The sequence below is a fragment of the Streptomyces hokutonensis genome, from assembly GCF_042751305.1.
GTDB lineage: Bacteria > Actinomycetota > Actinomycetes > Streptomycetales > Streptomycetaceae > Streptomyces > Streptomyces hokutonensis_A.
This window is the reverse complement of the sequence record NZ_JBHYWD010000015.1, coordinates 40,033-64,408: the sequence shown is the minus strand read 5'-3', so window position 1 is coordinate 64,408 and position 24,376 is coordinate 40,033. Positions and strand designations below refer to the sequence as shown.

Annotated in this window: 23 protein-coding genes and 1 riboswitch; of the genes, 11 read left to right on the top strand and 12 right to left on the bottom strand. The window is 70.3% G+C overall.

The window, feature by feature from the left end; translation table 11 throughout:
* The first annotated feature begins 45 nt into the window (after positions 1 to 45).
* Positions 46 to 1,074, top strand: a complete 1,029-nt coding sequence (locus ACFXC1_RS33245) for a LacI family DNA-binding transcriptional regulator (protein ID WP_381249781.1) — start codon at positions 46 to 48, stop codon at positions 1,072 to 1,074.
* A 106-nt stretch (positions 1,075 to 1,180) separates the two neighbouring features.
* Complete coding sequence (locus ACFXC1_RS33240; RefSeq protein WP_381249778.1) at positions 1,181 to 1,999, top strand: HAD family hydrolase; 819 nt, start codon at positions 1,181 to 1,183, stop codon at positions 1,997 to 1,999.
* On the opposite strand, the gene ACFXC1_RS33235 is transcribed toward ACFXC1_RS33240, so the two are convergent.
* From ACFXC1_RS33235 to ACFXC1_RS33225, 3 genes are all read right to left on the bottom strand, one after another.
* Positions 1,996 to 2,463, bottom strand: a complete 468-nt coding sequence (locus tag ACFXC1_RS33235; RefSeq protein ID WP_019074260.1) for a transglycosylase SLT domain-containing protein — start codon at positions 2,461 to 2,463, stop codon at positions 1,996 to 1,998. The genes ACFXC1_RS33240 and ACFXC1_RS33235 overlap by 4 nt on opposite strands.
* Before the next feature lie 3 nt (positions 2,464 to 2,466).
* Positions 2,467 to 2,638: riboswitch (cyclic di-AMP (ydaO/yuaA leader) on the bottom strand.
* A gap of 263 nt (positions 2,639 to 2,901) precedes the next feature.
* Entirely contained in the window at positions 2,902 to 4,896 is a 1,995-nt protein-coding gene (locus ACFXC1_RS33230; protein WP_381249776.1) for a CocE/NonD family hydrolase, read from the bottom strand.
* A gap of 14 nt (positions 4,897 to 4,910) precedes the next feature.
* Positions 4,911 to 6,413 carry a peptide MFS transporter gene (locus tag ACFXC1_RS33225; protein ID WP_381249773.1) on the bottom strand — a complete coding sequence of 501 codons (1,503 nt, stop codon included), beginning with the start codon at positions 6,411 to 6,413 and terminating at the stop codon, positions 4,911 to 4,913.
* 208 nt (positions 6,414 to 6,621) lie between these two features.
* On the opposite strand from ACFXC1_RS33225, the gene ACFXC1_RS33220 reads away from it, so the two are divergent.
* On the top strand, positions 6,622 to 7,632 hold the full coding sequence (locus tag ACFXC1_RS33220) for a polyprenyl synthetase family protein (RefSeq protein ID WP_381249770.1): 1,011 nt from the start codon (positions 6,622 to 6,624) through the stop codon (positions 7,630 to 7,632).
* A 6-nt stretch (positions 7,633 to 7,638) separates the two neighbouring features.
* On the opposite strand, the gene ACFXC1_RS33215 is transcribed toward ACFXC1_RS33220, so the two are convergent.
* Positions 7,639 to 8,166, bottom strand: a complete 528-nt coding sequence (locus tag ACFXC1_RS33215) for a hypothetical protein (RefSeq protein ID WP_381249767.1) — start codon at positions 8,164 to 8,166, stop codon at positions 7,639 to 7,641.
* Positions 8,167 to 8,480: 314 nt separating this feature from the next.
* Here ACFXC1_RS33215 and ACFXC1_RS33210 point away from each other — a divergent pair, with 314 nt between their 5' ends.
* Genes ACFXC1_RS33210 through ACFXC1_RS33200 form a run of 3 tightly spaced genes read left to right on the top strand, consistent with a single transcriptional unit; the run spans position 8,481 to position 11,572 of the window.
* Complete coding sequence (locus ACFXC1_RS33210) at positions 8,481 to 9,695, top strand: LolA family protein (protein ID WP_381249764.1); 1,215 nt, start codon at positions 8,481 to 8,483, stop codon at positions 9,693 to 9,695.
* A 37-nt stretch (positions 9,696 to 9,732) separates the two neighbouring features.
* Positions 9,733 to 10,710 (top strand): ABC transporter ATP-binding protein, encoded by a 978-nt coding sequence (locus ACFXC1_RS33205; RefSeq protein WP_381249761.1) that lies wholly within the window; start codon positions 9,733 to 9,735, stop codon positions 10,708 to 10,710.
* A complete protein-coding gene (locus tag ACFXC1_RS33200) occupies positions 10,697 to 11,572 on the top strand; it encodes an ABC transporter permease (protein ID WP_381249758.1) in 876 nt (291 codons plus the stop codon). Before ACFXC1_RS33205 ends, ACFXC1_RS33200 begins: the two co-directional genes overlap by 14 nt.
* Positions 11,573 to 11,582: 10 nt before the next feature.
* Here the strand turns inward: ACFXC1_RS33200 and ACFXC1_RS33195 are convergent, their stop codons facing one another.
* Together ACFXC1_RS33195 and ACFXC1_RS33190 are read right to left on the bottom strand one after the other, a co-directional pair.
* Positions 11,583 to 12,170: a flavodoxin family protein gene (locus ACFXC1_RS33195; protein ID WP_381249755.1), complete on the bottom strand. Its 588-nt coding sequence runs from the start codon at positions 12,168 to 12,170 to the stop codon at positions 11,583 to 11,585.
* A gap of 102 nt (positions 12,171 to 12,272) precedes the next feature.
* Entirely contained in the window at positions 12,273 to 12,803 is a 531-nt protein-coding gene (locus ACFXC1_RS33190; protein WP_381249752.1) for a hypothetical protein, read from the bottom strand.
* A 207-nt stretch (positions 12,804 to 13,010) separates the two neighbouring features.
* On the opposite strand from ACFXC1_RS33190, the gene ACFXC1_RS33185 reads away from it, so the two are divergent.
* Positions 13,011 to 14,561, top strand: coding sequence for a tetratricopeptide repeat protein (locus tag ACFXC1_RS33185; RefSeq protein ID WP_381249750.1), 1,551 nt, complete (start codon positions 13,011 to 13,013; stop codon positions 14,559 to 14,561).
* Positions 14,562 to 14,603: 42 nt separating this feature from the next.
* On the opposite strand, the gene ACFXC1_RS33180 is transcribed toward ACFXC1_RS33185, so the two are convergent.
* The 3 genes from ACFXC1_RS33180 to ACFXC1_RS33170 form a co-directional block, all read right to left on the bottom strand.
* Complete coding sequence (locus ACFXC1_RS33180; protein ID WP_381249747.1) at positions 14,604 to 15,086, bottom strand: VOC family protein; 483 nt, start codon at positions 15,084 to 15,086, stop codon at positions 14,604 to 14,606.
* Positions 15,087 to 15,175: 89 nt separating this feature from the next.
* Positions 15,176 to 16,165 (bottom strand): EamA family transporter RarD, encoded by a 990-nt coding sequence (gene rarD, locus ACFXC1_RS33175; RefSeq protein ID WP_381249745.1) that lies wholly within the window; start codon positions 16,163 to 16,165, stop codon positions 15,176 to 15,178.
* Positions 16,166 to 16,298: 133 nt separating this feature from the next.
* Positions 16,299 to 17,153 (bottom strand): SDR family oxidoreductase, encoded by an 855-nt coding sequence (locus tag ACFXC1_RS33170; RefSeq protein ID WP_381249742.1) that lies wholly within the window; start codon positions 17,151 to 17,153, stop codon positions 16,299 to 16,301.
* 89 nt (positions 17,154 to 17,242) lie between these two features.
* Between ACFXC1_RS33170 and ACFXC1_RS33165 the strand changes: the two genes are divergently transcribed.
* The 3 genes from ACFXC1_RS33165 to ACFXC1_RS33155 all read left to right on the top strand — a co-directional run bounded on the left by ACFXC1_RS33165 (position 17,243) and on the right by ACFXC1_RS33155 (position 18,784).
* Positions 17,243 to 17,641, top strand: coding sequence for a winged helix-turn-helix transcriptional regulator (locus ACFXC1_RS33165; protein WP_381249739.1), 399 nt, complete (start codon positions 17,243 to 17,245; stop codon positions 17,639 to 17,641).
* Between the two features lie 235 nt (positions 17,642 to 17,876).
* On the top strand, positions 17,877 to 18,434 hold the full coding sequence (locus ACFXC1_RS33160) for a DUF6082 family protein (protein ID WP_381249736.1): 558 nt from the start codon (positions 17,877 to 17,879) through the stop codon (positions 18,432 to 18,434).
* A 92-nt stretch (positions 18,435 to 18,526) separates the two neighbouring features.
* Complete coding sequence (locus tag ACFXC1_RS33155) at positions 18,527 to 18,784, top strand: hypothetical protein (RefSeq protein WP_381249733.1); 258 nt, start codon at positions 18,527 to 18,529, stop codon at positions 18,782 to 18,784.
* A gap of 62 nt (positions 18,785 to 18,846) precedes the next feature.
* On the opposite strand, the gene ACFXC1_RS33150 is transcribed toward ACFXC1_RS33155, so the two are convergent.
* The 3 genes from ACFXC1_RS33150 to ACFXC1_RS33140 form a co-directional block, all read right to left on the bottom strand.
* Positions 18,847 to 19,926, bottom strand: a complete 1,080-nt coding sequence (locus tag ACFXC1_RS33150; RefSeq protein ID WP_381249730.1) for a 2-oxoacid:ferredoxin oxidoreductase subunit beta — start codon at positions 19,924 to 19,926, stop codon at positions 18,847 to 18,849.
* Entirely contained in the window at positions 19,919 to 21,856 is a 1,938-nt protein-coding gene (locus tag ACFXC1_RS33145; RefSeq protein WP_381249727.1) for a 2-oxoacid:acceptor oxidoreductase subunit alpha, read from the bottom strand. Before ACFXC1_RS33145 ends, ACFXC1_RS33150 begins: the two co-directional genes overlap by 8 nt.
* Before the next feature lie 249 nt (positions 21,857 to 22,105).
* Positions 22,106 to 22,765, bottom strand: coding sequence for a response regulator transcription factor (locus ACFXC1_RS33140; protein WP_026179104.1), 660 nt, complete (start codon positions 22,763 to 22,765; stop codon positions 22,106 to 22,108).
* A 269-nt stretch (positions 22,766 to 23,034) separates the two neighbouring features.
* Between ACFXC1_RS33140 and ACFXC1_RS33135 the strand changes: the two genes are divergently transcribed.
* Complete coding sequence (locus ACFXC1_RS33135) at positions 23,035 to 24,258, top strand: quinone oxidoreductase family protein (protein ID WP_381249724.1); 1,224 nt, start codon at positions 23,035 to 23,037, stop codon at positions 24,256 to 24,258.
* Positions 24,259 to 24,376: the final 118 nt, after the last annotated feature.

Below are 24,376 nucleotides of genomic sequence, written 5' to 3'. Positions count from 1 at the left end.
AGCGAGTACCTCCCCCCACCGCACTGAACCCGCAGAACGAGGACCATGACCACCAGTCCGAACGGACGCCGCAAACCGCCCACCATCCACGACGTGGCCCGGGAGGCAGGGGTCTCCCGGGGGACCGTCTCCCGGTTCCTCAACGGCGGCCACTACGTCTCACCGGCCGCCCGCACCGCCGTGGAGACGGCGATCAGGAAGACGGGCTACGTCGTCAACCGGCACGCCCGCTCCCTGAGCACCGGACGGTCGGACTCGGTGGCGTTCCTCCTCACCGAGCCGCAGGAGAAGTTCTTCGAGGACCCCAACTTCAATGTCCTGCTGCGGGGTTGCACCGAACACCTGGCCCGCCACGACATCCCGTTGCTCCTGATGCTGGCGTCCTCCAAGGACGACCGCCGCCGCCTCACGAGATACATCACCTCGGGCCACGTGGACGGGGTGTTGCTCGTCTCCAACCACAGCGGGGACCCGGTGGCGGCCGAACTCCGCGACGCCGGCATCCCGTTGGTGGCCTGCGGGAAACCGCTGGGGCCCGCCTCCAAGTACAGCTACGTGGCCGCAGCCGACCGGGACGGCGCCCAGGAGATGGTCCGCCACCTCATCTCCCGTGGCAGACGCCGCATCGCCATGGTCACCGGCCCGCTCGACGCACCGGGCGGCCCCGACCGCCTGGCCGGCTACCGGGACGTCCTGGCGGAGGCGGGCCTCCCACAGGACCCGGCGCTGGTGGTGGAGGGCGACTACCGCCGCACGGGAGGCGAGGAAGCAGCCCGCAGGCTCCTGACTCAAGCCCCCGACATAGACGCGGTATTCGTGGCCTCGGACCTCATGGCCCTGGGAGTCGTCAACACCCTCCAGCAATCCGGCCGTTCGGTCCCGGATGACATCGCTGTCGGAGGCTTCGACGACTCGGCGGCGGCCACGGCGATCACCCCGGCCCTCACGACCATGCGCCAGCCCTACGACCGCATCAGCGCCGAAATGGTCCGCATGCTCCTGGCCCAGATCGCCGGCGAGGACACGGCGGGCGTGATACTGCCGACGGAACTGGTCGTCCGGGAGTCGGCATAAGTGCCGTAACTGTCAAACCAACCGGAACTCGGGTCAACGGATGTGAAGGCAGCAGCCGTCCGGTTCGTGTCGAGTCGGTGGGGCGTTCCATCCGTATTCTCTGATCATGGCCGCACCCCTCGCATATGCACTGATCGCCACCGACCTGGACGGGACGCTGCTGCGCGGCGACGACACACTCTCCGACCGGTCCCGCAACGCGCTGGCGAGGGCCGCGGCGGCCGGCGCCCGGCACCTGGTCGTCACCGGCCGGCCCGCCCCGAGGGTGCGACCGCTCCTCGAGGACCTCGGCAGCAGGGGGCTCGCGGTGTGCGGACAGGGCGCGCAGTTGTACGACGCCGGCGCGGACCGTCTGCTCTGGTCGGTCACCCTGGACCGTGAGCTGGCGGAGACCGCGCTCGGCAAGATCGAGGCGGAAGTGGGCCAGGTCTACGCGGCGGTCGACCAGGACGGAGTGGACGGCCTCACGCTGATCGAGCCCGGCTACCTCATGCCACACCCCACGCTCCCCGCGGTACGGGTGGGAAGGCGCGACGACTTGTGGTCGGAACCGATCAGCAAGGTGTTGCTCCGTCACCCCGCCCTGGAGGACGACGAGTTGGCGTCCACGGCGCGCTCGGTGGTCGGTTCCCTGGCCTCGGTCACCATGTCGGGCCCCGGCACCGTCGAACTCCAGCCACTCGGCATCACCAAGGCGACGGGCCTGGCGCTGGCCGCCCGCCACTTGGGCCTCACCCCGTCCGACACCATCGCCTTCGGCGACATGCCGAACGACATCCCCATGTTCGACTGGGCGGCACATGGAGTGGCGATGGCCAACGCCCACCCGGAACTGAAGGCGGTGGCGGACGAGGTGACGAAGTCGAACGAGGACGACGGCATCGCCGTCGTCCTCGAGAGACTGCTTCTTGCTGCCGGTTTCTAGTAAGCGCCGTACACGTTGTCGATGGACCCGTACACCGCCGCCGCGTAGTTGCAAGCAGCCGTGATGTTCGCAACCGGGTCATACGGGTCGAACGAAGTCCCGGCAACGTGATACGCGTTGAACGTCGGGTCGATCACCTGGAGAAGCCCCTTCGACGGCGTACCCGCCGCCGCGTTGGAGTCCCAGTTGTTGATCGCGTACGGGTTGCCGGAGGACTCACGGATCACGTTCCGGTAGATCCCGTTGTACGTACCCGGAATCCCCTTCTGCGCCATGATCGCGAGCGACTCACGGATCCACCCGTCAAGGGTGTTGGGGTATCCGGCGAGCGTGGTCGACGAGGTCGTGGCGGCCGAGGCGGTGGTCGCGCCGACGACAGGCAGCGCGAGGATCGCGACACCGGTACCGGCGACAACGACACGGCGGACAAGGCGGGCGCGGCGGGACTGAGCGGATGCAGGCATGACGAGGTTCCTCTCCGTCGCCTGCGAGGTGAGCTGTCGGGTTCGGGCTGGGAGGTGCCCGGCCACGCCCTCACGGACGTGACTTAACCCCAAGCCGTCCCGGTCGCAGCGACCGGTCCGGCGACTTACCTGGGTCCCCCGCTCCTGCCGTGCGAGAAGTTCGTGACTGGGATGCCGGGCGGCGGCAGGATTCGGCGTTCCGCTCGACAGGCCCGGAAACTATGCGAGAGCACATGTCCGGAACAAGTGGCGGAATCACACCTAACCCCTATTGACCTTGGTCTGAGGCGTATGGGGCACTTGATCCTTTGCGTAAGCCAAGGCTCAACTGTCAATCGCCACAAGGGGAAACACGAACGAACCAGGACACAGGTCATGCACAGAAATGCGTGACCCAACTCACGGCAGGATTAAGAACGGCAAATCGGGCATTCACCCTCAACTGGCAGTTCTCGGAATCCTTTTCTCCCAAGTGCGGTGAAAGATCACTTCGTCGCCCTCGGTGCAGATCACCTCATTCGAGGTAATAAAGTCCGTTTCGTCGCAAGTAATCTCCGATCGCGTGCGCACGGTCGTGTCCCATCCCAGCTCCGGCCGGTGCAGCCGGATCGTCCAGTCGGACCGCGTACGGGCGGACAACGGATCCGACTCGTCGATCGTGTACGTCTCCAGCGCGTCCTCGGTGAACTCGAGCCCGTCCGGGTACACGCGCGTGCCGCCGTACCGGGGGTCGACCTCCAGCCGCCACTCGCCCTTCGCCACATCCCGCACGATCAGCCGCTCGGGCCGCGGCTCGTCCAGCGTGGCCGGGTGGTTGACCCCGATCGGCGCGGCCTCCTCGGGCTCTTCGAAGCGAATGTCGTACGTCAACTCCCGCTCGCGCACCGGAAGTTCCATCGCACTCCCCTCCGGATCCAGCGTGAACCCCGCCCCCGACTCCGGCTGCGGCCAGATCCACGGCCAGTACGCCGACGACACCGCGAGCCGGATCCGATGCCCCGGCGGAAACGCATGCCCGATGCCGTTCAGCTCGAAGGTCACGTCCTCCGTGGCACCCGGCGTCCACGGCACCGCCCGGTCCCGCCCGTGGCGAGCCGACAGGTTCAGCACACCCCGGGTGACCAGCGTCGACGACCCGTCCGGCGCGACATCGCACAGCCGTGCGATCACCTGCCCGCGCGGCACACCGCAGGTCAACCGCAACCGCACCCTCGGCCGCCCCAGCACCCAGGTCTCGGCCGGCACCTCGAACTCGAAACACGCCGACCGCGCGTCCTCGTCCCGCTGGTCCGGCGGCAGATCGGCGTCGTTCCCGAACGGGAAGAAACGGCCCGCGTCCACACCGGTGTGCATGGGGGAGCGCACCAGCACGGGCGCGCCCCGGAGGCCGTACGTCGTCGTCTTCACCTGCGGCGAGGGCCACGCGGGCTCGCCGACCCAACGGCCCGGCAGGCTGTCGTAGACCGTGGCCGGAGGATGCGAGTCGCTGACGTAGGCCCGCAGCGCAGGCTCGTCCATGACCCCCGTGTCGATGCCCTTGAGATGCTGGTCCCACCAGCGCAGGGTCTCCTGGAGGAAGCCGATCGCGGGTCCTGGCGGCAGACCCCGGTCGGGGTACTGGTGGGACCAGGGCCCGATCAGGCCGCGCACGCGCTCCGGCGGGAGGTGTTCGACGAGCCGTAGGACCGTGTCGCGGTAGGGGTCGTGCCAGCCGCCCACCGCCAGGACGGCGGCGCCGATCGCGCCGTAGTCCTCGCAGGCGCTGCCGTGCTTCCAGTAGTCGTCGCGGAGCTGGTGGGCGAGCCAGGTGTGGATGAACGGGTCGATCTGTTCCAGGCGCTTCAGCCACATGTCGCGCCAGATCAGGCCCGTGTACTCGGGGTCCGGCGGGCGGGCGACGAAGGCGAGCATGGTGGCGGCCCAGGCGTGCAGGTCGACGGCGAGGGCCGAACCGCCCATGTAGTGCACGTCGTTGTCGTAGCGGTCGTCGGTCGAGCAGACGGTGACGATCGCCTTCAGCGGCTCCGGGGCGAGGGCCGCGATCTGGAGGGAGTTGAAGCCGCCCCAGGAGATGCCGAACATGCCGACCTTGCCGGTACACCAGGGCTGTGCGGCAAGCCAGTTGACGACCTCGACGCCGTCCGCCAGTTCCTGCGCGTCGTACTCGTCGCCGGGCGCCCCCTCGCTGTTGCCGTGGCCGCGCACGTCGACCCGGACGGAGGCGTAGCCGTGGCCCGCGTACCAGGGGTGGCGCTGGGCGTCGCGGGGCGCGGTCCAGTCGGTCAGGCGGTACGGGAGGTATTCGAGGAGCGCCGGCACGGGTTCGTCCGTCAGCGGGCGCCACACGCGCGCGTAGAGGCGTGTTCCGTCGGGCATCGGGATGCGGATGTCCTCGTGGGCCGTCTCGTGGGGGAAGGACGTACGGATGCGCATGGGGACCCCTGGGTTCAGTGGACCGGGTGCATGGTGCGGCGCAGCCAGGGCGCGGCGGCCATCACCGCGAGGCCCGCGGCCACCGCGATCGCGCCGTTGACGCCGAAGTAGGCCGACTTGGAGACGTCGTCGTAGAGCTTCACCGTCTGGGCCTGGATGCCGTTGGCGAGGGCGAGGGACAGGAACCAGAGGGACATGGTCTGGCTGGAGAAGGCGGCCGGGGCGAGCTTCGTGGTGGCCGACATGCCGGAGGTCTCCAGGAGGATGTCGCCGAGGCCGAGCAGGAAGTACGAGCCGGCGATCCACCAGGCCGACATGCGATAGGCGTCGCCGCTGTGCCCGCTCGTCGGCAGGACCATCAGGAGGAAGGAGAGTCCGCCGAGGACGACGCCGATCGCGATCTTGTTCGAGGCGTGCGGCTGGCCGCGGCCCATGCGGACCCAGATCGCGGCGACCACGGGCGCGAGCCCGACCTCGAAGGCGCCGAGCGCGCTTGCGTACCAGCTCGCGGGGAAGTCGAAGCCCAGGATGGTCGTCTCGGCGTTCGACGCGGCCAGCAGCATCATCGTCGAATAGGCCTGGAAGAGGATGAAGTTGAAGACCGTGGAGGCCAGGAAGAGCACGATGTACGGGCGCAGCCGGCCGCGTTCCCCGGGGGTCACGCGCGGGCTCATGAACATGACCGCGAAGTACAAGGCGGGCGCGACGACCGAGACGACCGTGAGCAGGTCGACGGAGCGGCCCATGGTGAGCCGGCCGGCGAGGGCCAGGCCGGTCGCGAGCACGGCGGCCACCAGGATTCCCACGGCGATCAGCCGCACCGCGCGGCGCAGCGCGTCCGGTGCGAGTGCGAACTCGGCGGTGTTCCGGCGGCCGGCGAGATGACGGCGTCCGGCGACGTACTGGATCAGTCCGAAGGTCATGCCGATCGCGGCGGCCGAGAAGCCCCAGTGCCAGCCCTCGTGGTCGCCGAGCCAGCCGGTGATCAGCGGGCCCGCGAAGGCGCCGATGTTGATCGCCATGTAGTAGAGCGCGAAACCGGCGTCCCGGCGGTCGTCGTCGGTGCGGTAGAGCCTGCCGACCATGGTGGCCACGTTGGGCTTGAGCAGGCCGGTGCCGGCGCTGATGAGACCGAGGCCGGCCCAGGTCATCGTGGCCGTGGGGACCGCCATCGCGTAGTGCCCGCAGGCGATGAGGATCCCGCCCCACAGCACCGCGCGGTACGAGCCGAGGATGCGGTCGGCGAGCCAGCCGCCCGCGACCGAGACGAGATAGACCAGTGTTCCGTAGGCTGCGGATACGGATGCGGCCGTTCCGGACGACATGCCCATACCGCCGTGCGCGACGGTATCCGCGAAGTAGAGGACGAGGATGGCCTGCATGCCCAGGAACGAGAAACGCTCCCAGACCTCGAGACCGGAGAGCGTGAGCAGCCCCTTGGGCCGGCCGAAGAAGGCGTGGTCGTCCCCGGGAGGCGGCTGGTCGGCGGGCTCGGCTTCAACTGCGGTGCGAGACACGATCCACTGCTTCCATCTAAGTCGATAAATATCCGTTCTTATCAGGTGATCAAAAACATACCGGTCATGATCCGATACCGCCCGGGGTGGACGGGGTGGGCGGCATGGGTGATCGAAAGCCGACCGGATACGCTGACTTGAGTGATGGCAGCGACCTATCGACAATCCGTGTGACCGCCCAGGGACACCAGCAGACAGGAGACCCCTCGTGACCGTCGTCGGGCCGTTCGGGCTGAGCGTGCGGGACCAGGCTCTGGAAGCCGATGTCCAGGCCGGAATGGCGGCAGTCGAGGAGGGTCTGCTCGAAGCCACCAAGAGCGAGGTGCCCTTCATCACGGAGGCCGCCCAGCATCTCGTGCGCGCGGGCGGGAAGCGGTTCAGGCCGCTCCTCGTGATGCTCGCCGCGCAGTTCGGCGATCCCTACGCGCCGGGTGTCGTGCCCTCGGCCGTCGTCGTCGAGCTGACCCATCTCGCCACGCTGTACCACGACGACGTGATGGACGAGGCCGCCGTGCGCCGGGGCGTGGAGAGCGCCAACACCCGCTGGGGCAACTCGGTCGCGGTCCTCACCGGCGACTTTCTGTTCGCGCGCGCGTCGCACACCCTGGCCGACCTCGGGCCCGAGGCGGTGCGCGTACAGGCCGAGGCGTTCGAACGCCTGGTCACCGGCCAGATCCTGGAGACCGCGGGCCCCTCCGACGGCCGCGACCCGGTCGAGCACTACCTCGACGTGCTCGGCGGCAAGACCGGCTCCCTGGTCGCGGTCGCCTGCCGGTTCGGCGCGATGATGGCCGGCTGCGACGACACGGTCGTCGACGTCCTCACCCAGTACGGCGAGCGGCTCGGCGTCGCCTTCCAGCTCGCCGACGACGTCCTGGACATCGCCTCCGACGGCCACGAGTCCGGCAAGACCCCCGGCACCGACCTGCGCGAGGGCATCCCCACCCTGCCGGTGCTGCGGCTCCGGGAGCGCGCGGACCGCCTGGGCCTGGCCGAGGACATCGCCCTGTGCGAACTGCTCGACTCCGACCTCACGGACGACGCCCGCCTCGCCGAGGCCATCTCCGCGCTCCGCGACCACCCGGCCCTGGAGCAGGCCCGCCGCGACACCGTGCGCTACGCGGAGGACGCCCGCGCGGCCCTCGCCCCGCTCCCCGAGTGCGACGCCAAGATCGCCCTCCTGGAGATGTGCGACGCGGTGGTGCACCGCGCGGGCTGAGCCCGTTCAGTAGCCGCTCCCTCCCGTGCTGCCGGAGGAGGTGGCGGCCGTGGCCTTCGCTCCGCTGGGCGTCACCGCCCACCAGGTGCCGTCCACACCCTGGCCGTAGGCCTCCTTGGGCTGGTCGTCCTTGGCGTACCAGTAGAGGGGCCAGCCGGCCAGCGTGAGCTGTGAGGTCCCGTCGGAGCGCTTGACCGTCGAGACGAGCTTCTTGTCGATGCCCTTGACGGTGACGGAGCCCTTGACGGTCGCGGCGGGCCAGACCACGGCGCAGGTGCCGTAGCAGCTGACCTTCGTCGGGTGGACCGAGTCGGCGTCGAAGCGGTAGAGGACGTACCCCTTGCTGTCGGTCACGACGGTGCCCACCTTGTCGACCTTGGCGGTCATGAGGGTCGTCCCCGAGGTGACCGCGGCCGGAGCGCCGGCCGAGCCGCCGCTTCCACTGCTGCCGCTGCTTCCGCAGCCGGCGAGCGCGAGTGCCAGGACCGCGGCGCCCGTGGCCGCGTATCCGGTGAGGTGCTGGGTGGCGTGCATGGCGACCCCTTCGGTCGATGTGGTGTGCTGCCACCCATATGTACGGATTCGGGATGGTTTCTACTCGATGCCGGTCAACTGCCCCGCGCGAGGGGCCCCTTCCCCTAGGGGTTTCGAGGAGGCGCCGCCTCCGTGTGTCATACCCCAGGCGTACGCGGAGTTGGCTCCCGGGTCTGACGCTTATCCCTCGCGGATTTGGTCAGATGGAGAACACGGAAATCACCACTCCTCACCGATTCGGGTGAGAATGGCGGCACAGGGTGGGACGTGCAGAGGACGGACTGGCCGCCGCCGACGACGGAGGTAAGGCAGACATGGCACCGTACGAAACCGACGACAGCACGGACACCGGAGAGGCCGACGAGCTCCGGTCCGGGCGACGCAGGGCGGCGCGGTACATCGTCCCGGTCACCGTGGTGGGGGTGGCGGCGGCGACCATCGGACTGGTCCCGGCGCTCGCCGACTCCGGCGACCCGAATCTCCCGAAGATCACCGCACAGCAGCTCCTCGACAAGGTCGCCAAGTCGGACGTCCAGCAGCTGTCCGGCACGGTGAAGATCAGCACGGACCTGGGCCTGCCCGACCTCGGCGGCCTGGAGAGCAGCCTGATGTCCGGCGCCACGAAGTCCGGCGACGGCTCCTCCGCCGACCCCACCGCCAAGCTCACCGAGCTGGCCACCGGCACCCACACCCTGCGCGTCGCGGCCGACGGCCCCGACAAGCAGAAGGTCTCCCTCCTGGAGAACGCGGCGGAGTACAGCCTCATCCACAACGGCAAGGACGTCTGGGGCTACGACAGCCAGTCGAACGAGGTCTACCACGGCACGACCTCCGCCGACACGTCCAAGAGCGACGAGACCCGGGCCACGCCCAAGGGCCTCACCGACGAGGCGCTGAAGTCGGTCGACGACACCACCTCGGTCACGGTCGACGGCACCGAGCACGTGGCCGGCCGCGACGCCTACAAACTGCTGATCAAGCCCAAGCAGTCCGGCACGACGGTCGGCACCATCAGCGTCGCGGTGGACGCGAAGACCGGCCTGCCGCTCAAGTTCACGCTCACCCCGGCGAGCGGCGGCGCGGCCGTCGTCGACGTCGGCTTCACCCAGCTCAGCCTCGCCAAGCCGGCCGCCTCGACCTTCGACTTCAAGACGCCCAAGGGCGCGAAGGTCACCACGGAGGACAGCGCGGAGAAGGCCGTCCCGGCCCCGAAGCACTCCACCGGTTCCGGCAAGTCCGAGAAGGACCTCAACAAGGGCGCCGACGACCCGACGGTCCTCGGCAAGGGCTGGAACTCCATCGCCGTCTTCGAGACCGGTGGCCAGGGCATCCCGTCCGGCTCCTCGTCCGGCGGCGGCGACCTCGGCGGCTTCCTGAGCTCGCTCGGCGACCAGGTGAAGGGCTCCTTCGGCTCGGGCACGGTCTACTCGACCCGGCTGATCAACGCCCTGGTCACCGACGACGGCAAGGTCTACGTCGGCGCGGTCACCAAGAGCGCGCTGGTGAAGGCGGCCGACGCCGCGAAGTAGGCAAGTACCCTGTGGAGCACGGGAATTGAGGGAGCCGATGGACGAACCGTCCGCTGCGGAGACGGACCAGGCGGACGCGGGTGGCGGCGGCATCATCGCCACCCGCGGCCTCACCAAGCGCTTCCGCGGCGGACAGCTCGCCGTGGACGGTCTCGACCTGACCGTACCGGCGGGCAGCGTCTTCGGCTTCCTCGGACCCAACGGCTCCGGCAAGACCACCACCATCCGCATGCTGATGGGCCTGATCGAACCCACCTCCGGCACGGCCCGCGTCCTCGGCCGCCCCATGCCGAGATCCGTCCGCACGGTCCTGCCGCACGTCGGCGCCCTGATCGAGGGCCCCGCCCTGTACGGCTTCCTCTCCGGCCGCGACAACCTCCTGCGCTACGACGCCGCCGACCCGACCGCCGACCCGCGCACCCGGCGGACCCGCGTCGCCGCCGCCCTCGACCGGGTCGGCCTGACGGCGGCCTCCGGGAAGAAGGCCAAGGCCTACTCCCTGGGCATGAAGCAGCGCCTCGGTCTCGCCTCCGCACTGCTCCAGCCCCGCAAACTGCTCGTCCTGGACGAGCCGACCAACGGCCTCGACCCGCAGGGCATGCGTGAAATCCGTTCCCTGATCCGGGAGTTGGCGTCCGACGGTACGACGGTCTTCCTCTCCTCCCACCTCCTGGACGAGATCGAGCAGGTCTGCACCCACGCGGCCGTGATGGCCCAGGGCAGACTGATCACCCAGGGCTCGGTGGCCGAGCTGGCGGCCGGGACGAGGGGGCGGCTGTTCGTGACGACCCCCGACACCGGCGACGCGGCACGCGTGCTGAAGGAACAGGGACTGGCGGACGTGGTCGTGGCGGAGGAGCGGGTGACGGCGGAGCCGCCGGACCGTGAACTGGCCGAGGTGAACAAGGCGTTGGTGACCGCAGGGGTCCGCGTCCGCGGCTTCGGCGTCGAACGGGCCTCCCTGGAGGACGCGTTCGTGGCGCTCACGGGGGAGGGCTTCGATGTCGCAGGCTGACCTCGCCGTACGGGCGCCGCGCCTGGTGTGGACCTTCGGACTGCTGCGCAGCGAGCTGGTGACCACGTTCCGCCGCTGGCGCACCCTGGCACTGCTCGGCGTCCTGGCCGCCGTGCCGATCCTGGTCGGCATCGCGGTCAAGCTGGAGACACAGGACGGATCGGGGCCCGGACGCGGGGACGGCGGCGGAGGGCCGGCGTTCATCGCACAGATCACCAACAACGGTCTGTTCCTGGTGTTCACAGCCCTGGCCGCGACCCTCCCGTTCTTCCTCCCCATGGCGATCGGGGTCGTCGCGGGCGACGCGATCGCGGGCGAGGCCGGCAGCGGCACTCTGCGCTACCTCCTCGTCGCCCCCGCGGGCCGCACCCGGCTGCTGCTGACCAAGTACGCGACGGTGATGGCGTTCTGCCTGGTGGCGACCCTGGTCGTGGCGCTCTCGGCGCTCACGGTCGGGGCGCTGCTCTTCCCGCTGGGCGACCTGACGACGATCTCCGGCACCCAGATCAGCTTCGCGGACGGTCTCGGCCGGGCTTTGCTGATCGCGCTGGTGGTCGCCGCCTCCCTCATCGGCATAGCGGCTCTGGGGCTCTTCATCTCGACGATGACCAGCAGCGGCATCGCGGCGATGGCGACGACCGTGGGCCTGCTGATCACCGTCCAGATCCTCGACCAGATTCCCCAACTGCACGCGCTCCAGCCGTACTTCTTCTCCCACTACTGGCTGTCCTTCGCCGACCTCATGCGCGACCCGGTCTACTGGGACGACCTGGTGAAGAACCTCGGCCTGCAGGTGCTGTACGCGGCGGTGTTCGGCTCGGCGGCCTGGGCGAGGTTCACGGCGAAGGACATCACGGCGTAGGGGCGCCCGGTCAGCCTTCGGTCTCGTGCGGGAATCGAGCGAGGGCCGCGTCCCGCGCGAAGAACGTCTTCGCCCGGGCCAGTGCCCGCTCGTCCTTCAGTACGTCACCCCGGTCGCTGCCGTTGCCCAGCAGGACCCCACCGAAGCGCATCTTCATGTACGCGGCCGAGTTGTTGAGCGTGCCCACCAGCGGATCGGCGACCACCTCTTCCTCATCGGCGAGCACGGAGACGCCCCAGAGGGTGCGGCCGGCCATCGTCGCCCTGAAGTCGGCGCCGGGAACGCGCAGCCAGCCGGACCAGTAGTCCAGGTAGCGCTTGGTGAGGCCGGACACGGAGTACCAGTACACCGGCGAGGCGATCACGACGTCCGTCGCGGCGAGGGTGGCGTCGAGGAGCCGCGTGGCGCCGTCGTCGGTGGGCGCCTGCACGGGGCCGTCGTGCCGGAGGTCCACGAGGTCGGGGAGCGGGTGCTCGGCGAGGCGTATCCACTCCTGCTCGACGTCCGGGGGCAGCTGCTCGGCGGCCCGGCGGGCGAGCAGTTCGGTGTTGCCGTCGGCGCGGGCGCTGCCCAGGACGAACAGGAAACGGCGGTTCATGGGTCCCCCAGGGATAGTCGGCGTGCGAGCGTTATAGCCGTCTGCATTATATGCGCGCGCAACTAATTGTCCATCGTGATGCGCACAGAGGGACCCGGGACGTCAGCGAGGGCGCCGATCGGCCCCCGTGAGCCGGACCAGTGCCTCGGTCTCGCGGGGCGGTTCACCACTCAGATCGCCCAGCCGCCAGGCCGGTACCCACGGCACCCGGTACACGTCGATCACCGACTCGATCGCCCTGACGTGCGCGGCCAGTTCGCGCGGCAGCCGCCCCGGCGCGTCCGCGACCAGGACCACCGCGTCGAGGTCCAGCCCGGCCGGCGCCGCACCGCGCCGGAACATCTCCACGGCCCGCGAGACGGACGCCAGCCCGGCCGCGTGCGTACGGGCGACGAACAGCACCGACGGCGGGTCCTGGGGCCCGGGCCACTCGCGTCCGCAGTCCTGGCCGCCGTAGACCGTCGTGAGGGTGGTGACGCCGGCGCCGCCGTGGGTGGCGACCCAGGAGAAGCGGCGCGGGGAGGCGGGGATACTGGAGATGCGCCCGGGCTCCGCAGGTGTGTCCGCGCGTGGTCCGGTGTCCACCGGTCCACGGAGCCAGATCTCCGGCCCCCGCCGTCCACCTGTCTGCATGACCGAGCTCCTCCCTCGTGGCCCACGCCGGATCCTCACGGCCTCCGAACGGGCGCGACGGGTCCGGGAACTCCTGGGACGAGGCTGTGACGTCGCGGTGACCTGAGAACCGGAAGGGAACGGCGAGACTCAACAGTACGCGTACGAACGGATCTTGACGCTGGGGAGCGCCGGCCGGCTCCCCGGCGCATGCGAGTGAGGGAACCGATGTCTCGACTCAGCCGCGAGAAGAAGCGGGAACAGAAGCGAGCGGCACGCTCGGCACCCGCGGCGTCGCCCTTCGAGGTACGCGTCCCCGTGGACGGCCCGGGCGCGGGCGGCGCGTCGATCGGCGGCGTGCCGGTCACCGTGCCCCCGGGCGAGGAGGTCCAGCAGGTGATCCTGACCCACCTCCACCGCATCGCCACGGCCACCGGCCACCCCGTCCACGCCACGATCCACGACGACCGCATCGGTTACGTCGTCCCCCTCCAGATCGACCTCGACGGCTCTACGCACTTCACGGCGGAGCCGCGGGCGACGGGGGCGGCGGGTGCGATGGGTGTTCCGGCGGGCATGGCTGCGGGAGGCGAGTTCGCGGCGGCGCCCTCGGATACGGGTGCTCCGGCGGGCTTTCCTCCGCCACAGCCCACGCTTCCGCCGGCGCTCCCGCCCTCGCTGCCGCCCGTGTCGGCGCCCGCAGCGGTCGTAGCGGCGGAACGGCACCCCGGGCACCCGGAGCCGGAGCGGGAGCCCGAGGACCGCTGGCAGGGCGGCGACCCTGCGACGCATCGGCTGCGGGCGGTGCCCGTGTCGGAACCGGAGGGAGGGGCCGCGGGGCAGGTGGTCCCGACCTTCCCGTTGCGGGCGGTGCCCGAGTCGGCGGGGGAGTCGGCGCCGACCTTCCCCCTGTCCGCCGTACCGGAGTCGGCGCAGACCGGCACACCGCTCGGCTCGGTCCAGCCCCCGACGGGACAGTTCGGCCCGCCGCCGAGCATGGACGCTCCGCCGCGGGCCCTGCCCGCCCTTCCGCCGGGCGGGGACGTCACGCCGGTCGCGGACCCGCCGTCGATCACGGGTGTTCCGCCGGTCGCGGACGCACCGCCGTTCGCTGCGGAGCGGCTTCCCTTCACCGCGGAGCCGCTTCCCTTCACTGCCGAGCGCGCCCCCCAACCTGTCCCTGCCCCCGCTCCCGCCCCCATCCCCGACCTGGTGCTCACCGCCCCCGAACCGGACCCCAAGCCGACGCCCGCCCGTGGCTTCGACGCGGTGGCCGAGGCCGTGCTCGGGGACGATCCGATGGTGACCGCCGGTGAAGGTGTCGCGTTTCTCGCGGAGCCGATGGCGCTGATCAACGAGGCCGTGAAGGCGGGCCGGATCGAGGAGGCGGCGGGGCTGGCGGAGCGGACCGTGGACGAGGCCGCCGGCGCCCTCGGGCCCGACCACCTCGAAGTACTGCGGCTGCGCGAACTCACCGCCTATATCGCCTACTTGGCGGGTGACCCGGTCCGCTCCTTCCACCTCTCCCTCGACCTCGCCGGCATCCGCCACCGCGCCCACGACGCGGAGGGTGCCTACGGCAACGTCCAGAGCGCGGCCACCGCCTGGCGCGCCGTACGCGACCCCGCGCAGGGCCTGTCCCTCGGCCGCGCCCTGATCGACCTGTGGACCGAACTCGCCACCGAGGACGGCCCCGCCGTCGACGACATCGAGCAACTGGAGTCCGCCCGCGCCCGCATGGGCCGCCTCACCGAACGCGCCCGCCGGGCCGCCGACTGAACCCCGTCGCGGGAAAGGCCGCGGGAAGGGTTGTTGGAAGGCCTACGACACGCAGAACTCGTTGCCCTCCGGGTCCGCCATCACCACCCACGCGCCGGCGGGGTCCGACACCTGGCGCAGCACGCTCGCGCCCAGCCCCGTCAGCCGTTCCACCTCCGCCTCCCGCCGTCCTTCTCCCGGATGCAGGTCGATGTGCAGCCGGTTCTTGACGGTCTTCGCCTCCGGTACCCGCTGGAACAGCAGCCGCCGGCCGAGCCCGGTGCCGCGCTCCTTGTCGTAGGGGTCGTCGGGATGCCGTACGGCCATCAGGTCGCGGAATGCCGGGCGGCCGTGGAACTCGACGGTCGCGGCGGCGGGCAACGCGCCGATCTTCAGCAACTGCTCGACGAGGGCGCTGTTGTCCTCGGCCTCGTAGTGCAGCGCGGCGGCCCAGAAGTCCGCCTGCGCGTGCGGGTCGGCGGCGTCGACGACGAGCTTCCAGTGGACCGGGGCGGGGGTGCCTGTCGGCTCGGGAGTCTGTGTCATGCCTTCCACTGTGGCACCCGGCACTGACATTGATGCTGGTACTCAGGCCCAGTCGGCGCCGACAGGACGCGCCTGCCCCATCCGCCGGGCTACGCCTCGACCGTGTCCACCGGGTTCGTACGCGCGGTCGCGGCCTCGTCCCGTAGGACCGCTGCCGCCGCCGCTGCCGCCCTGCCCCTCCGCGAGGTGCGCCACGCGTCCGTCGTCAGCAGGACGAGGGCCAGCCACACCAGGGCGAAGCCCGCCCAGCGTGCGGGTGGCATGGACTCGTGGAAGTAGAGGATGCCGAGCAGGAACTGGAAGACCGGGGCCAGGTACTGGAGCAGGCCCAGTGTCGACAACGGCACCCGGATCGCCGCCGCGCCGAAGCAGACGAGGGGGAGTGCGGTGACGACGCCGGTGGAGGCGAGGAGTGTGGCGTGGCCGACGCCCTCCTGCGCGAACGTCGCCTCGCCGTGCGCGCCCAGCCACAGCAGATAGCCGAGCGCGGGCAGGAACTGGATCGCGGTCTCCGCGGCCAGCGACTCGATGCCGCCGAGGTTGACCTTCTTCTTCACCAGGCCGTAGGTCGCGAAGGAGAAGGCGAGACAGAGGGAGATCCACGGCGGCTGTCCGTAGCCGACGGTCAGCACGATCACGGCGGCGAGACCGACGCCGACCGCGGCCCACTGCGCCGGGCGCAGCCGTTCCTTCAGGAGCAGGACGCCGATCGCGATGGTGACGAGGGGGTTGATGAAGTAGCCGAGCGAGGCCTCGACGACATGGCCGCTGTTCACGGCCCAGATGTAGACGCCCCAGTTGACGGTGATGAAGCCCGCGGCGATCGCGACGAGCCCCAACTTGCGCGGCTGGCGCAGCAGTTCGCCGATCCAGGCCCAGCGCCGGACCACGAGCAGCGCCACGAGGACGAAGGCGAGCGACCACACCATCCGGTGGGCGAGGATCTCGGCGGCGCCGGCCGGCTTGAGCAGCGGCCAGAACAGCGGGACCAGGCCCCACATGCCGTAGGCCGCGAAGCCGTTCAGCAGTCCTATGTGGTGCTGTTCGCCCTTCGGCCTCCCGCTCGGCTTCCCGCTCACGGGCCCCTCCTTCGCGCGCCTGCCCGGCTGCGTCGGTGCAACCTGCACGAAGGTAGCGCCGAGCGCCCCCGTCTGTCATGCCCGTATCGCCATACGGTCATGACAGACGAGGGTGCTCCGTGCGCGGGCGGTGTCAGCCCTTGAGGGCGAGCGCGATCGACTCGGCGATCGGCGTGGTCGGACGGCCCGCGAGACGGGACAGGTCGCCGGTCGCGACGACCAGCTCGCCCTTCTCGATGGAGGCGTCGACACCGGCGAGGATCGCGGCGAACGGCTCGGGCAGCCCCGCGCCGGTGAGGATGCCGATGAGGACCTCGACGGGGACGTTGTTGAAGGCGATCTCCTTGCCGGTCTGCCGGCTCAGCTCGGCCGCGTACTCGGCGAAGCCCCAGGCCTCGTCGCCGCCCAGCTCGTACGTCTGGTTCTCGTGGCCCTCGCCGGTCAGTACGGCGACGGCGGCAGCGGCGTAGTCGGCGCGGGAGGCGGAGGAGACACGGCCGTCACCGGCGGCGTTCACGACGGCGCTGTGCTCCAGGACCGGGGCCAGCTGCTCGGTGTAGTTCTCGTTGTACCAGCCGTTGCGCAGCAGGGTGTACGGCAGACCGGAGGCGAGCAGCGCCTCCTCGGTGCCGCGGTGGTCGTCGGCCAGGGCGGCGGTGAGGGAACCGGGCGCGCTGGTGTACGCGAGCAGCGCCGCACCGGCGGCCTTCGCGGCCTCGATGACGACCTTGTGCTGCTCGACCCGGCCCTTGTCGAACTCGTTGCCGGAGATCAGCAGCACCTTGTCGCCGGCGGCGAAGACGGAGTCGAAGGTCTCGGGGGTGTTGTAGTCGGCAACCGCGATCTTCACGCCGCGCTCGGCGAAGTCGGCGGCCTTCTCCGGGGTGCGGACCACGGCGGTGATCTGGTCGGCCGGAACCTTCTCCAGCAGCTGTTCCACTACGTGACGGCCGAGGTGTCCGGTGGCTCCGGTGACGACGATGCTCATGATGACTACTCCTTGTGGGGTGCGATGGCACTAACCCTAGGGTGTGCGCTAACTCTGGGAAAGTACCCACTTTGAAGTAAGGTACTGGCATGACGGTAAGCAGCGAGGTGGCGGACAAGTACACCGCGGGCGCGGCGATGTGCCCGTACCGCCTGGTCCTGGAACACGTGACCTCCCGCTGGGGCGTCCTCGTCCTCATCGAACTCCTCGACCGCCCCTACCGCTTCAGCGAACTCCGCCGGGCGGTCGGGCGGGTGAAGCCCGTGAGCGAGAAGATGCTGGCGCAGACGCTGCAGACGCTTGAGCGGGACGGCTTCGTGTGTCGCGACGCCAAGCCGGTGATCCCTCCACGCGTCGACTACTCCCTGACCGACCTGGGCCGCGAGGCGGCGGAACAGGTGCGGGGGCTGGCGCTGTGGACGGAGTCGCGGATGGGGGAGGTGGAGAAGGCGCGGCAGGCCTACGACGAGGCGAAGGCCCGGGGCTGAGCAGCGCGGACGCCTCCGGCGCAGGAATGCGGCGGGCGCTCGCCGGGCACACACAAGTCAGGGCGCCGGTTGACATGAGCGGTACGTCCATCCATGCGCCCCCTCTCCGCCTCTCACGCTGTCTTGAAATGCCGGGCATGCTGAGGCGGGGCGCTGTGCCCAACCGCGCGCCGGTCTCCCGTGCCGCCCACGGGGCAGCAGGCCGACGTCCGGATGCCTGACTCGGGGGTTCGCATTGGCCACAGAGAATTCGGACGCGCGAGGGAACGATTCTTCGGCAGGGGTACGGCCGGGCTGGACACGCAGTCCGTTCCAGCGCACGTCCCGCCGGCGTCGCCAGGAACGGCTGGCCGAGGAATTACTGAGCCAGCTCACGGCGCTCGCGCGGGAGATCCGGCACGCGAACCTGATCAACCTGCACGGCATCGCCGTCGCTCAGGCGGAGCGCGCGATGGCGGATCCGGTGCTGGCGGAGGCCACCACCGCCCTGCCGGACCTGTCCGAGCGCGAGCGTCGCCAGGTGATCTACGTCAACGCGCAGTACGGCATGATCGTCCTGAATCACCGGGTGGGAGCCATCGGCTGGAGTGAACTCATCGGCCATTTAAGGGTGTTGTGCCGGAACCCGGTCTTCGACCACTACTGGGAGATGACCCGCGAACACCGCAGGAGCCTGCCCGCCGACTCGTTGGAGGCCCGCGTGGGCAGGGCGGTGGACGTGATGGTGGAGGAGCTTCGCGACGATCCCGAGGAATGGTGGGTGGTCGGGTCGCCCACCGAACCGTCGCCCTGACGTGCGACTGTCGCCCCAAGGTGTGAAGCCGTTCATTCCGGAGGCCTAACTAGGTTTGGGGTAGGGCGACTTGGGGCACTAGGCTCGCGCGCGTGCACAGCGAACCTTCTGCCGTCAACATCGTCCGCCGCCTCGGTGACTCACCGCGCCAACGAGGGAGCCTCACCCAGGAGACGTGCCCTGATCTCTTCGAGCTGAGCGACGGCAACTTCGCCGTGATCGGTACCGATCGCACAGAAGAACTCGATGCCCTCCTCCCCCACGACGCCGCCCGCGCGGACTACGAGCGCATCGTCGTCATCACTCGCGACACTCTCCTGAGAGCCAAGAGGGACATCCCCGACGCGTGACGTGAACGCAGAAGAGGGCCTGGGCAGCACGCCCAGGCCCTCACGTTTTAGTGGGACGACCGTCAGCCCACCACAGTCCAGGTGTCCCCGCCCGCCAACAGCGCGGCCAGGTCACCCTTCCCGTTCTGCACGATCGCGGAGTCGAGCTGGTCGGCCATCTGTGTGTCGTAGACAGGCCGCTCCACCGACCGCAGTACTCCGATCGGCGTGTGGTGCAGCGTGTCGGGGTCGGCCAGGCGGGACAGGGCGAAGGCGGTGGTCGGAGACGTCGCGTGGGCGTCGTGGACCAGGATCCGGGACTCGTTCTCCGGTGTCACGTGGACCACCTTCAGGTCACCCGTCGTCGCGTCCCGTACGACGCCCCGCGCAGCGTCCGCGCCGAACCGGATCGGCTGTCCGTGTTCGAGGCGGATCACCGCCTCCTCGGCCTGCTGGCGGTCCTTCAGCGCGTCGAAGGCGCCGTCGTTGAAGATGTTGCAGTTCTGGTAGATCTCCACGAGCGCCGTGCCGGGGTGGGCGGCGGCCTCGCGCAGGACCTGCGTCAGGTGCTTGCGGTCCGAGTCGATCGTGCGGGCCACGAAGGACGCCTCCGCGCCGATCGCCAGCGACACCGGGTTGAAGGGGGCGTCCAGGGAACCCATCGGCGTCGACTTGGTGATCTTCCCGACCTCGGAGGTCGGCGAGTACTGGCCCTTCGTCAGGCCGTAGATCCGGTTGTTGAAGAGCAGGATCTTGAGGTTGACGTTGCGGCGCAGGGCGTGGATCAGGTGGTTGCCGCCGATGGAGAGGGCGTCTCCGTCGCCCGTGACCACCCACACCGACAGGTCCCGCCTGCTCGTCGCCAGGCCCGTCGCGATCGCCGGCGCGCGGCCGTGGATCGAGTGCATGCCGTACGTGTTCATGTAGTACGGGAAGCGGGAGGAGCAGCCGATGCCGGAGACGAAGACGATGTTCTCCTTGGCGAGGCCTAGTTCCGGCATGAAACCCTGCACCGCCGCGAGGATCGCGTAGTCACCGCAGCCGGGGCACCAGCGCACTTCCTGATCGGACTTGAAGTCCTTCATGGACTGCACTGCCTCGGCCTTGGGGACGAGCGAAAGCGCCTCGATCGTGCCCGTGCCTTCCGTGGACGTCTCAGCCATCGATGGCCTCCTTGAGAGCCGTGGCGAGCTGCTCAGCCTTGAACGGCATGCCGTTCACCTGGTTGTACGAGTGCGCGTCCACCAGGTACTTCGCCCGGACCAGCGTGGCGAGCTGACCGAGGTTCATCTCGGGGATCACCACTCTGTCGTAGCGCTTCAGCACCGCGCCGAGGTTGCGGGGGAAGGGGTTGAGGTGGCGGAGGTGCGCCTGTGCGATCGACTCGCCGGATGCGCGCAGGCGGCGGACCGCCGCCGTGATCGGGCCGAACGTCGAGCCCCAGCCCAGTACCAGCGTGCGCGCCTCGTGGGGGTCGTCGACCGTCAGATCCGGTACGTCGATGCCGTCGATCTTGGCCTGCCGGGTGCGGACCATGAAGTCGTGGTTGGCGGGGTCGTAGGAGATGTTGCCCGTGCCGTCCTGCTTCTCGATGCCGCCGATGCGGTGTTCCAGGCCGGGCGTGCCGGGGATGGCCCAGGGGCGGGCGAGGGTCTGCGGGTCGCGTTTGTAGGGCCAGAAGACCTCGGTGCCGTCGTCCAGGGTGTGGTTCGGGCCCTGCGCGAACTGGACGGTGAGGTCCGGGAGTTCGTCGATGTCGGGGATGCGCCAGGGCTCGGAGCCGTTGGCCAGGTAGCCGTCCGACAACAGGAACACCGGGGTGCGGTACGTCAGCGCGATCCGGGCCGCCTCGAGCGCCGCGTCGAAGCAGTCGGCCGGGGTGCACGGGGCGACGATCGGGACCGGGGCCTCGCCGTTGCGCCCGAACATCGCCTGGAGCAGGTCGGCCTGCTCGGTCTTGGTCGGGAGGCCGGTGGAGGGGCCGCCGCGCTGGATGTCCAGGATGAGGAGCGGGAGTTCGAGGGAGACGGCGAGGCCGATCGTCTCCGACTTCAGCGCCACCCCCGGGCCGGACGTGGTGGTGACGGCCAGTGAGCCGCCGAACGCCGCGCCCAGGGCCGCGCCGATGCCGGCGATCTCGTCCTCGGCCTGGAAGGTCCGCACGCCGAAGTTCTTGTGGCGGCTGAGTTCGTGCAGGATGTCGGAGGCCGGGGTGATGGGGTAGGAGCCGAGGAAGAGCGGCAGGTCCGCCTGCTGGGACGCGGCGACCAGGCCGTAGGACAGGGCGAGGTTCCCGGAGATGTTGCGGTAGGTGCCGGTCGGGAACGCGGTGGCGGCCGGCGCGACCTCGTAGGAGACCGCGAAGTCCTCCGTCGTCTCGCCGAAGTTCCAACCCGCCCTGAACGCCGCGATGTTGGCCGCCGCGATCTCCGGTTTCTTCGCGAACTTCGACTTGAGGAACTTCTCGGTGCCCTCGGTCGGCCGGTGGTACATCCACGACAGCAGGCCCAGCGCGAACATGTTCTTGCTGCGCTCGGCCTCCTTGCGGGACAGGCCGGAGTCCTTGAGCGCTTCGACGGTGAGGGTGGTGAGGGGGACGGGGTGGAGGCTGTAGCCGTCCAGCGAGCCGTCGTCGAGGGGCGAGGCGGAGTAACCCACCTTCTGCAGCGCCCGTTTGGTGAACTCGTCCGTGTTGACGATGATCTCCGCACCGCGCGGAACGTCACCGATGTTCGCCTTGAGCGCGGCCGGATTCATCGCGACCAGCACGTTGGGCGCGTCGCCCGGAGTCAGGATGTCGTGGTCGGCGAAATGCAGCTGGAACGACGAAACCCCCGGCAGGGTGCCTGCGGGGGCGCGGATCTCGGCCGGGAAGTTCGGCAGTGTGGAGAGGTCGTTCCCGAAGGACGCCGTCTCCGAGGTGAAGCGGTCGCCGGTGAGCTGCATACCGTCACCCGAGTCACCGGCGAACCGGATGATCACCCGGTCCAGGCGGTGGACGTCCTTCACCCCCGCCGGTTTGCGTTGCTCCCCGACCAACGTGCTGTCGGCTCCGTCGGCCTGTTCCGCTGGGCTACTGACCTGGCTGGTCACTGAACTGGACCTCCTCTTCGAGGACGCTGTCCGGGCATGGTCGAACCGCCGACCCTCCCAGGATCAACCCTACGTCCGTAAGGGTCGCCTTCCTTGGGCCGTTCGCATGTTGGACGCTGTTTTGAGACGGCTTGACAACCTGACTTGTCATGATTTCTCGCCCCCCGACGCTTCCTTTGAAGACGCTCCCCATGCATTGTCCGGTTCTGGGCTCGACTAACGGCTGATGTCTGACACCGTGTCAGTTTGTCAGGAGTTGAGGTAGGTCAGGACGGCCAGAACACGCCGGTGATCCCCGTCACTCGGCGACAGCCCCAGCTTCAGGAAGATGTTGCTGACGTGCTTCTCGACCGCGCCGTCGCTCACCACCAGCTGCCGGGCTATCGCGGAGTTCGTCCGCCCCTCCGCCATCAGCCCCAGCACCTCGCGCTCCCGCGGGGTGAGCCGCACCAGCACGTCCTGCTTGCGGCTGCGCCCCAGCAACTGCGCGACCACCTCCGGGTCCAGCGCCGTACCCCCCGAAGCCACCCGCACCACCGCGTCGACGAACTCCCGCACCTCGGCGACCCGGTCCTTCAGCAGATAGCCGACGCCATGGGTGGAACCGGCCAGCAGTTCGGTGGCGTAGCGCTCCTCCACGTACTGCGACAGCACCAGCACCCCGAGGCCGGGATGCGCCTTGCGCAGCTCCACCGCGGCCCGCACGCCCTCGTCGGTGTGCGTCGGCGGCATCCGTACGTCCGCCACCACCACGTCCGGCAGCGCGCCCTGGTCGGCCAGCTCGGTGATCGTCTTGACCAGCGCGTCCCCGTCGCCCACCCCGGCCACCACGTCGTGCCCGCGGTCGGTCAGCAACCGGGTCAGGCCCTCCCTCAGCAGCACTGAGTCCTCGGCGATGACCACACGCACCCTGTCCTCCACGATGTTCGGCCCCCCATAGCCCGCCCTGCCCGTCCGCGCCCTGTTCGCGTCCGTCCGCACGACAGGCCCAGCATTCCAGTATTCGGACCGCGGTGCGTCGGGGCGAGTCGAATTCGGACCGGGGCACGCCACCGGAAGGCCGGAATGACGTGCCTCCGGACGGCCGGAACAGAGACAGGAGACCGCGGGTTTCGGCTTTCCGCACGACCCGGTCCCGATCACCGGGCACCGGGCACTCGACACGGAGGGGTGGGCCCATGCGGGCGAGTGCGTTCAAGGTGACCGGCGGACCGGAGGTACTGCGGCTCGTGGACCTCCCCGACCCCGAACCGGGCCCCGGCGAGATCCTGATCCGCGTCGCCTACGCGGGCGTCGACTACGGCGAGATACAGCACCGCCTCGGCGACTTCGGCGAACCCGACGGCGAGACCGTCACGGGCCTGGAGGCCTCCGGCCGGGTGGCGGCGCTCGGCGAGGGCGTCACGGGAGTCTCGGTCGGCGACGCGGTGACGGCGTACCTTCCGGACGGCGGGGGTTACGCGGAGTACGCGGTGGCTCCGGCAGTGTTCACGTTTCCACTGGCGGGCGCCTCGGCTTTTCCGCCGGCGGGCGGCGTCGACGGGCGTACCGGCGACCCCGACCGGCCGCAGGGCGGCTTCGCCCCGGGCGCCTCGGCTCTCCCGCTGGCAGGCGCCTCGGCTCTGCCGCTGCCGGACGGCCTCGGCGGGCGTGCCGACTACTCCGGCGGGCGTACCGGCGACTCCGACCGGCGGCCGGACGGCTTCTCTTCGAGTACCGGCGCCCCTGGTCTGCGGCCGACCGGCCTCGACCTGCGGACCGCAGGCGCCGCCGCGCTCGTCCTGACGACGGCCTACGGCGTGCTGGCCGGCGCGGCCCGCGTCGCGCCCGGTGACACGGTTCTCGTCCACGCGGCGGCGGGCGGTGTCGGGGGTGTGGCGGCGCAGCTCGCCCGGGCGCTGGGGGCGACCGAGGCCTACGGCACCGTCAGCACCCCGGAGAAGGCGGAGTACGCCCGCCGCTCCTTCGGCTACGACGAGGTCTTCGTCCGCGAGGCATTCCCCGAGGCGGTCCTCGCGGCCACCTCCGGCCGGGGCGTCGACATCGTCCTCGACCCGGTCGGCGACCCCACCCGACCGGCGAGCTTCGAGGTCCTCGCCCCCTCCGGCCGCCTCGCGGTCTACGGCGAAGCGGCCCGCCACCCCGACCTCCAGCTCCCCGTCCTCCCGATCCGGAAGAACAACCGCACCCTCACCGGCTACAACATCGGCGACCTCGGCCGCCGCGCCCCGGCGACGGTGCGCGCCCACGCGCTCAGCGCCCTGGCCCTGGCCGCCTCCGGTGCCGTACGGATCGATGTCACGGAGGAGTACGCGCTCGCGGACGCGGCGGAGGCGCACCGGCTGCTGGGGGAGGGGCGGAACCGGGGGAAGGTGGTGCTGGCGGTGGGCGACCCGGCGTAGAGGAGTGGGGGGGGGGGGGGGGGGTCGGGGGGGCCCCGCGGCCCCCGGACTGGGGCGCGCGGGGCGCGCGCGCCCGGGCCGCCGGGCAGGCGCGCGGCCGCGCGCCGCGAGCCGACGG

What these genes read in the sequence shown, in the direction of transcription:
- ACFXC1_RS33210 (WP_381249764.1), top strand. Translation starts at nt 8,481, where the DNA reads ATGGCACCGTACGAAACCGACGACAGCACGGACACCGGAGAGGCCGAC.
- ACFXC1_RS33205 (WP_381249761.1), top strand. Translation starts at nt 9,733, where the DNA reads ATGGACGAACCGTCCGCTGCGGAGACGGACCAGGCGGACGCGGGTGGC.
- ACFXC1_RS33245 (WP_381249781.1), top strand. Translation starts at nt 46, where the DNA reads ATGACCACCAGTCCGAACGGACGCCGCAAACCGCCCACCATCCACGAC.
- ACFXC1_RS33215 (WP_381249767.1), bottom strand. Translation starts at nt 8,166, where the DNA reads ATGCACGCCACCCAGCACCTCACCGGATACGCGGCCACGGGCGCCGCG.
- ACFXC1_RS33200 (WP_381249758.1), top strand. Translation starts at nt 10,697, where the DNA reads ATGTCGCAGGCTGACCTCGCCGTACGGGCGCCGCGCCTGGTGTGGACC.
- ACFXC1_RS33170 (WP_381249742.1), bottom strand. Translation starts at nt 17,153, where the DNA reads ATGAGCATCGTCGTCACCGGAGCCACCGGACACCTCGGCCGTCACGTA.
- ACFXC1_RS33180 (WP_381249747.1), bottom strand. Translation starts at nt 15,086, where the DNA reads ATGACACAGACTCCCGAGCCGACAGGCACCCCCGCCCCGGTCCACTGG.
- ACFXC1_RS33235 (WP_019074260.1), bottom strand. Translation starts at nt 2,463, where the DNA reads ATGCCTGCATCCGCTCAGTCCCGCCGCGCCCGCCTTGTCCGCCGTGTC.
- ACFXC1_RS33190 (WP_381249752.1), bottom strand. Translation starts at nt 12,803, where the DNA reads ATGCAGACAGGTGGACGGCGGGGGCCGGAGATCTGGCTCCGTGGACCG.
- ACFXC1_RS33185 (WP_381249750.1), top strand. Translation starts at nt 13,011, where the DNA reads ATGTCTCGACTCAGCCGCGAGAAGAAGCGGGAACAGAAGCGAGCGGCA.
- ACFXC1_RS33195 (WP_381249755.1), bottom strand. Translation starts at nt 12,170, where the DNA reads ATGAACCGCCGTTTCCTGTTCGTCCTGGGCAGCGCCCGCGCCGACGGC.
- ACFXC1_RS33150 (WP_381249730.1), bottom strand. Translation starts at nt 19,926, where the DNA reads ATGGCTGAGACGTCCACGGAAGGCACGGGCACGATCGAGGCGCTTTCG.
- ACFXC1_RS33240 (WP_381249778.1), top strand. Translation starts at nt 1,181, where the DNA reads ATGGCCGCACCCCTCGCATATGCACTGATCGCCACCGACCTGGACGGG.
- ACFXC1_RS33135 (WP_381249724.1), top strand. Translation starts at nt 23,035, where the DNA reads ATGCGGGCGAGTGCGTTCAAGGTGACCGGCGGACCGGAGGTACTGCGG.
- ACFXC1_RS33230 (WP_381249776.1), bottom strand. Translation starts at nt 4,896, where the DNA reads ATGCGCATCCGTACGTCCTTCCCCCACGAGACGGCCCACGAGGACATC.
- ACFXC1_RS33165 (WP_381249739.1), top strand. Translation starts at nt 17,243, where the DNA reads ATGACGGTAAGCAGCGAGGTGGCGGACAAGTACACCGCGGGCGCGGCG.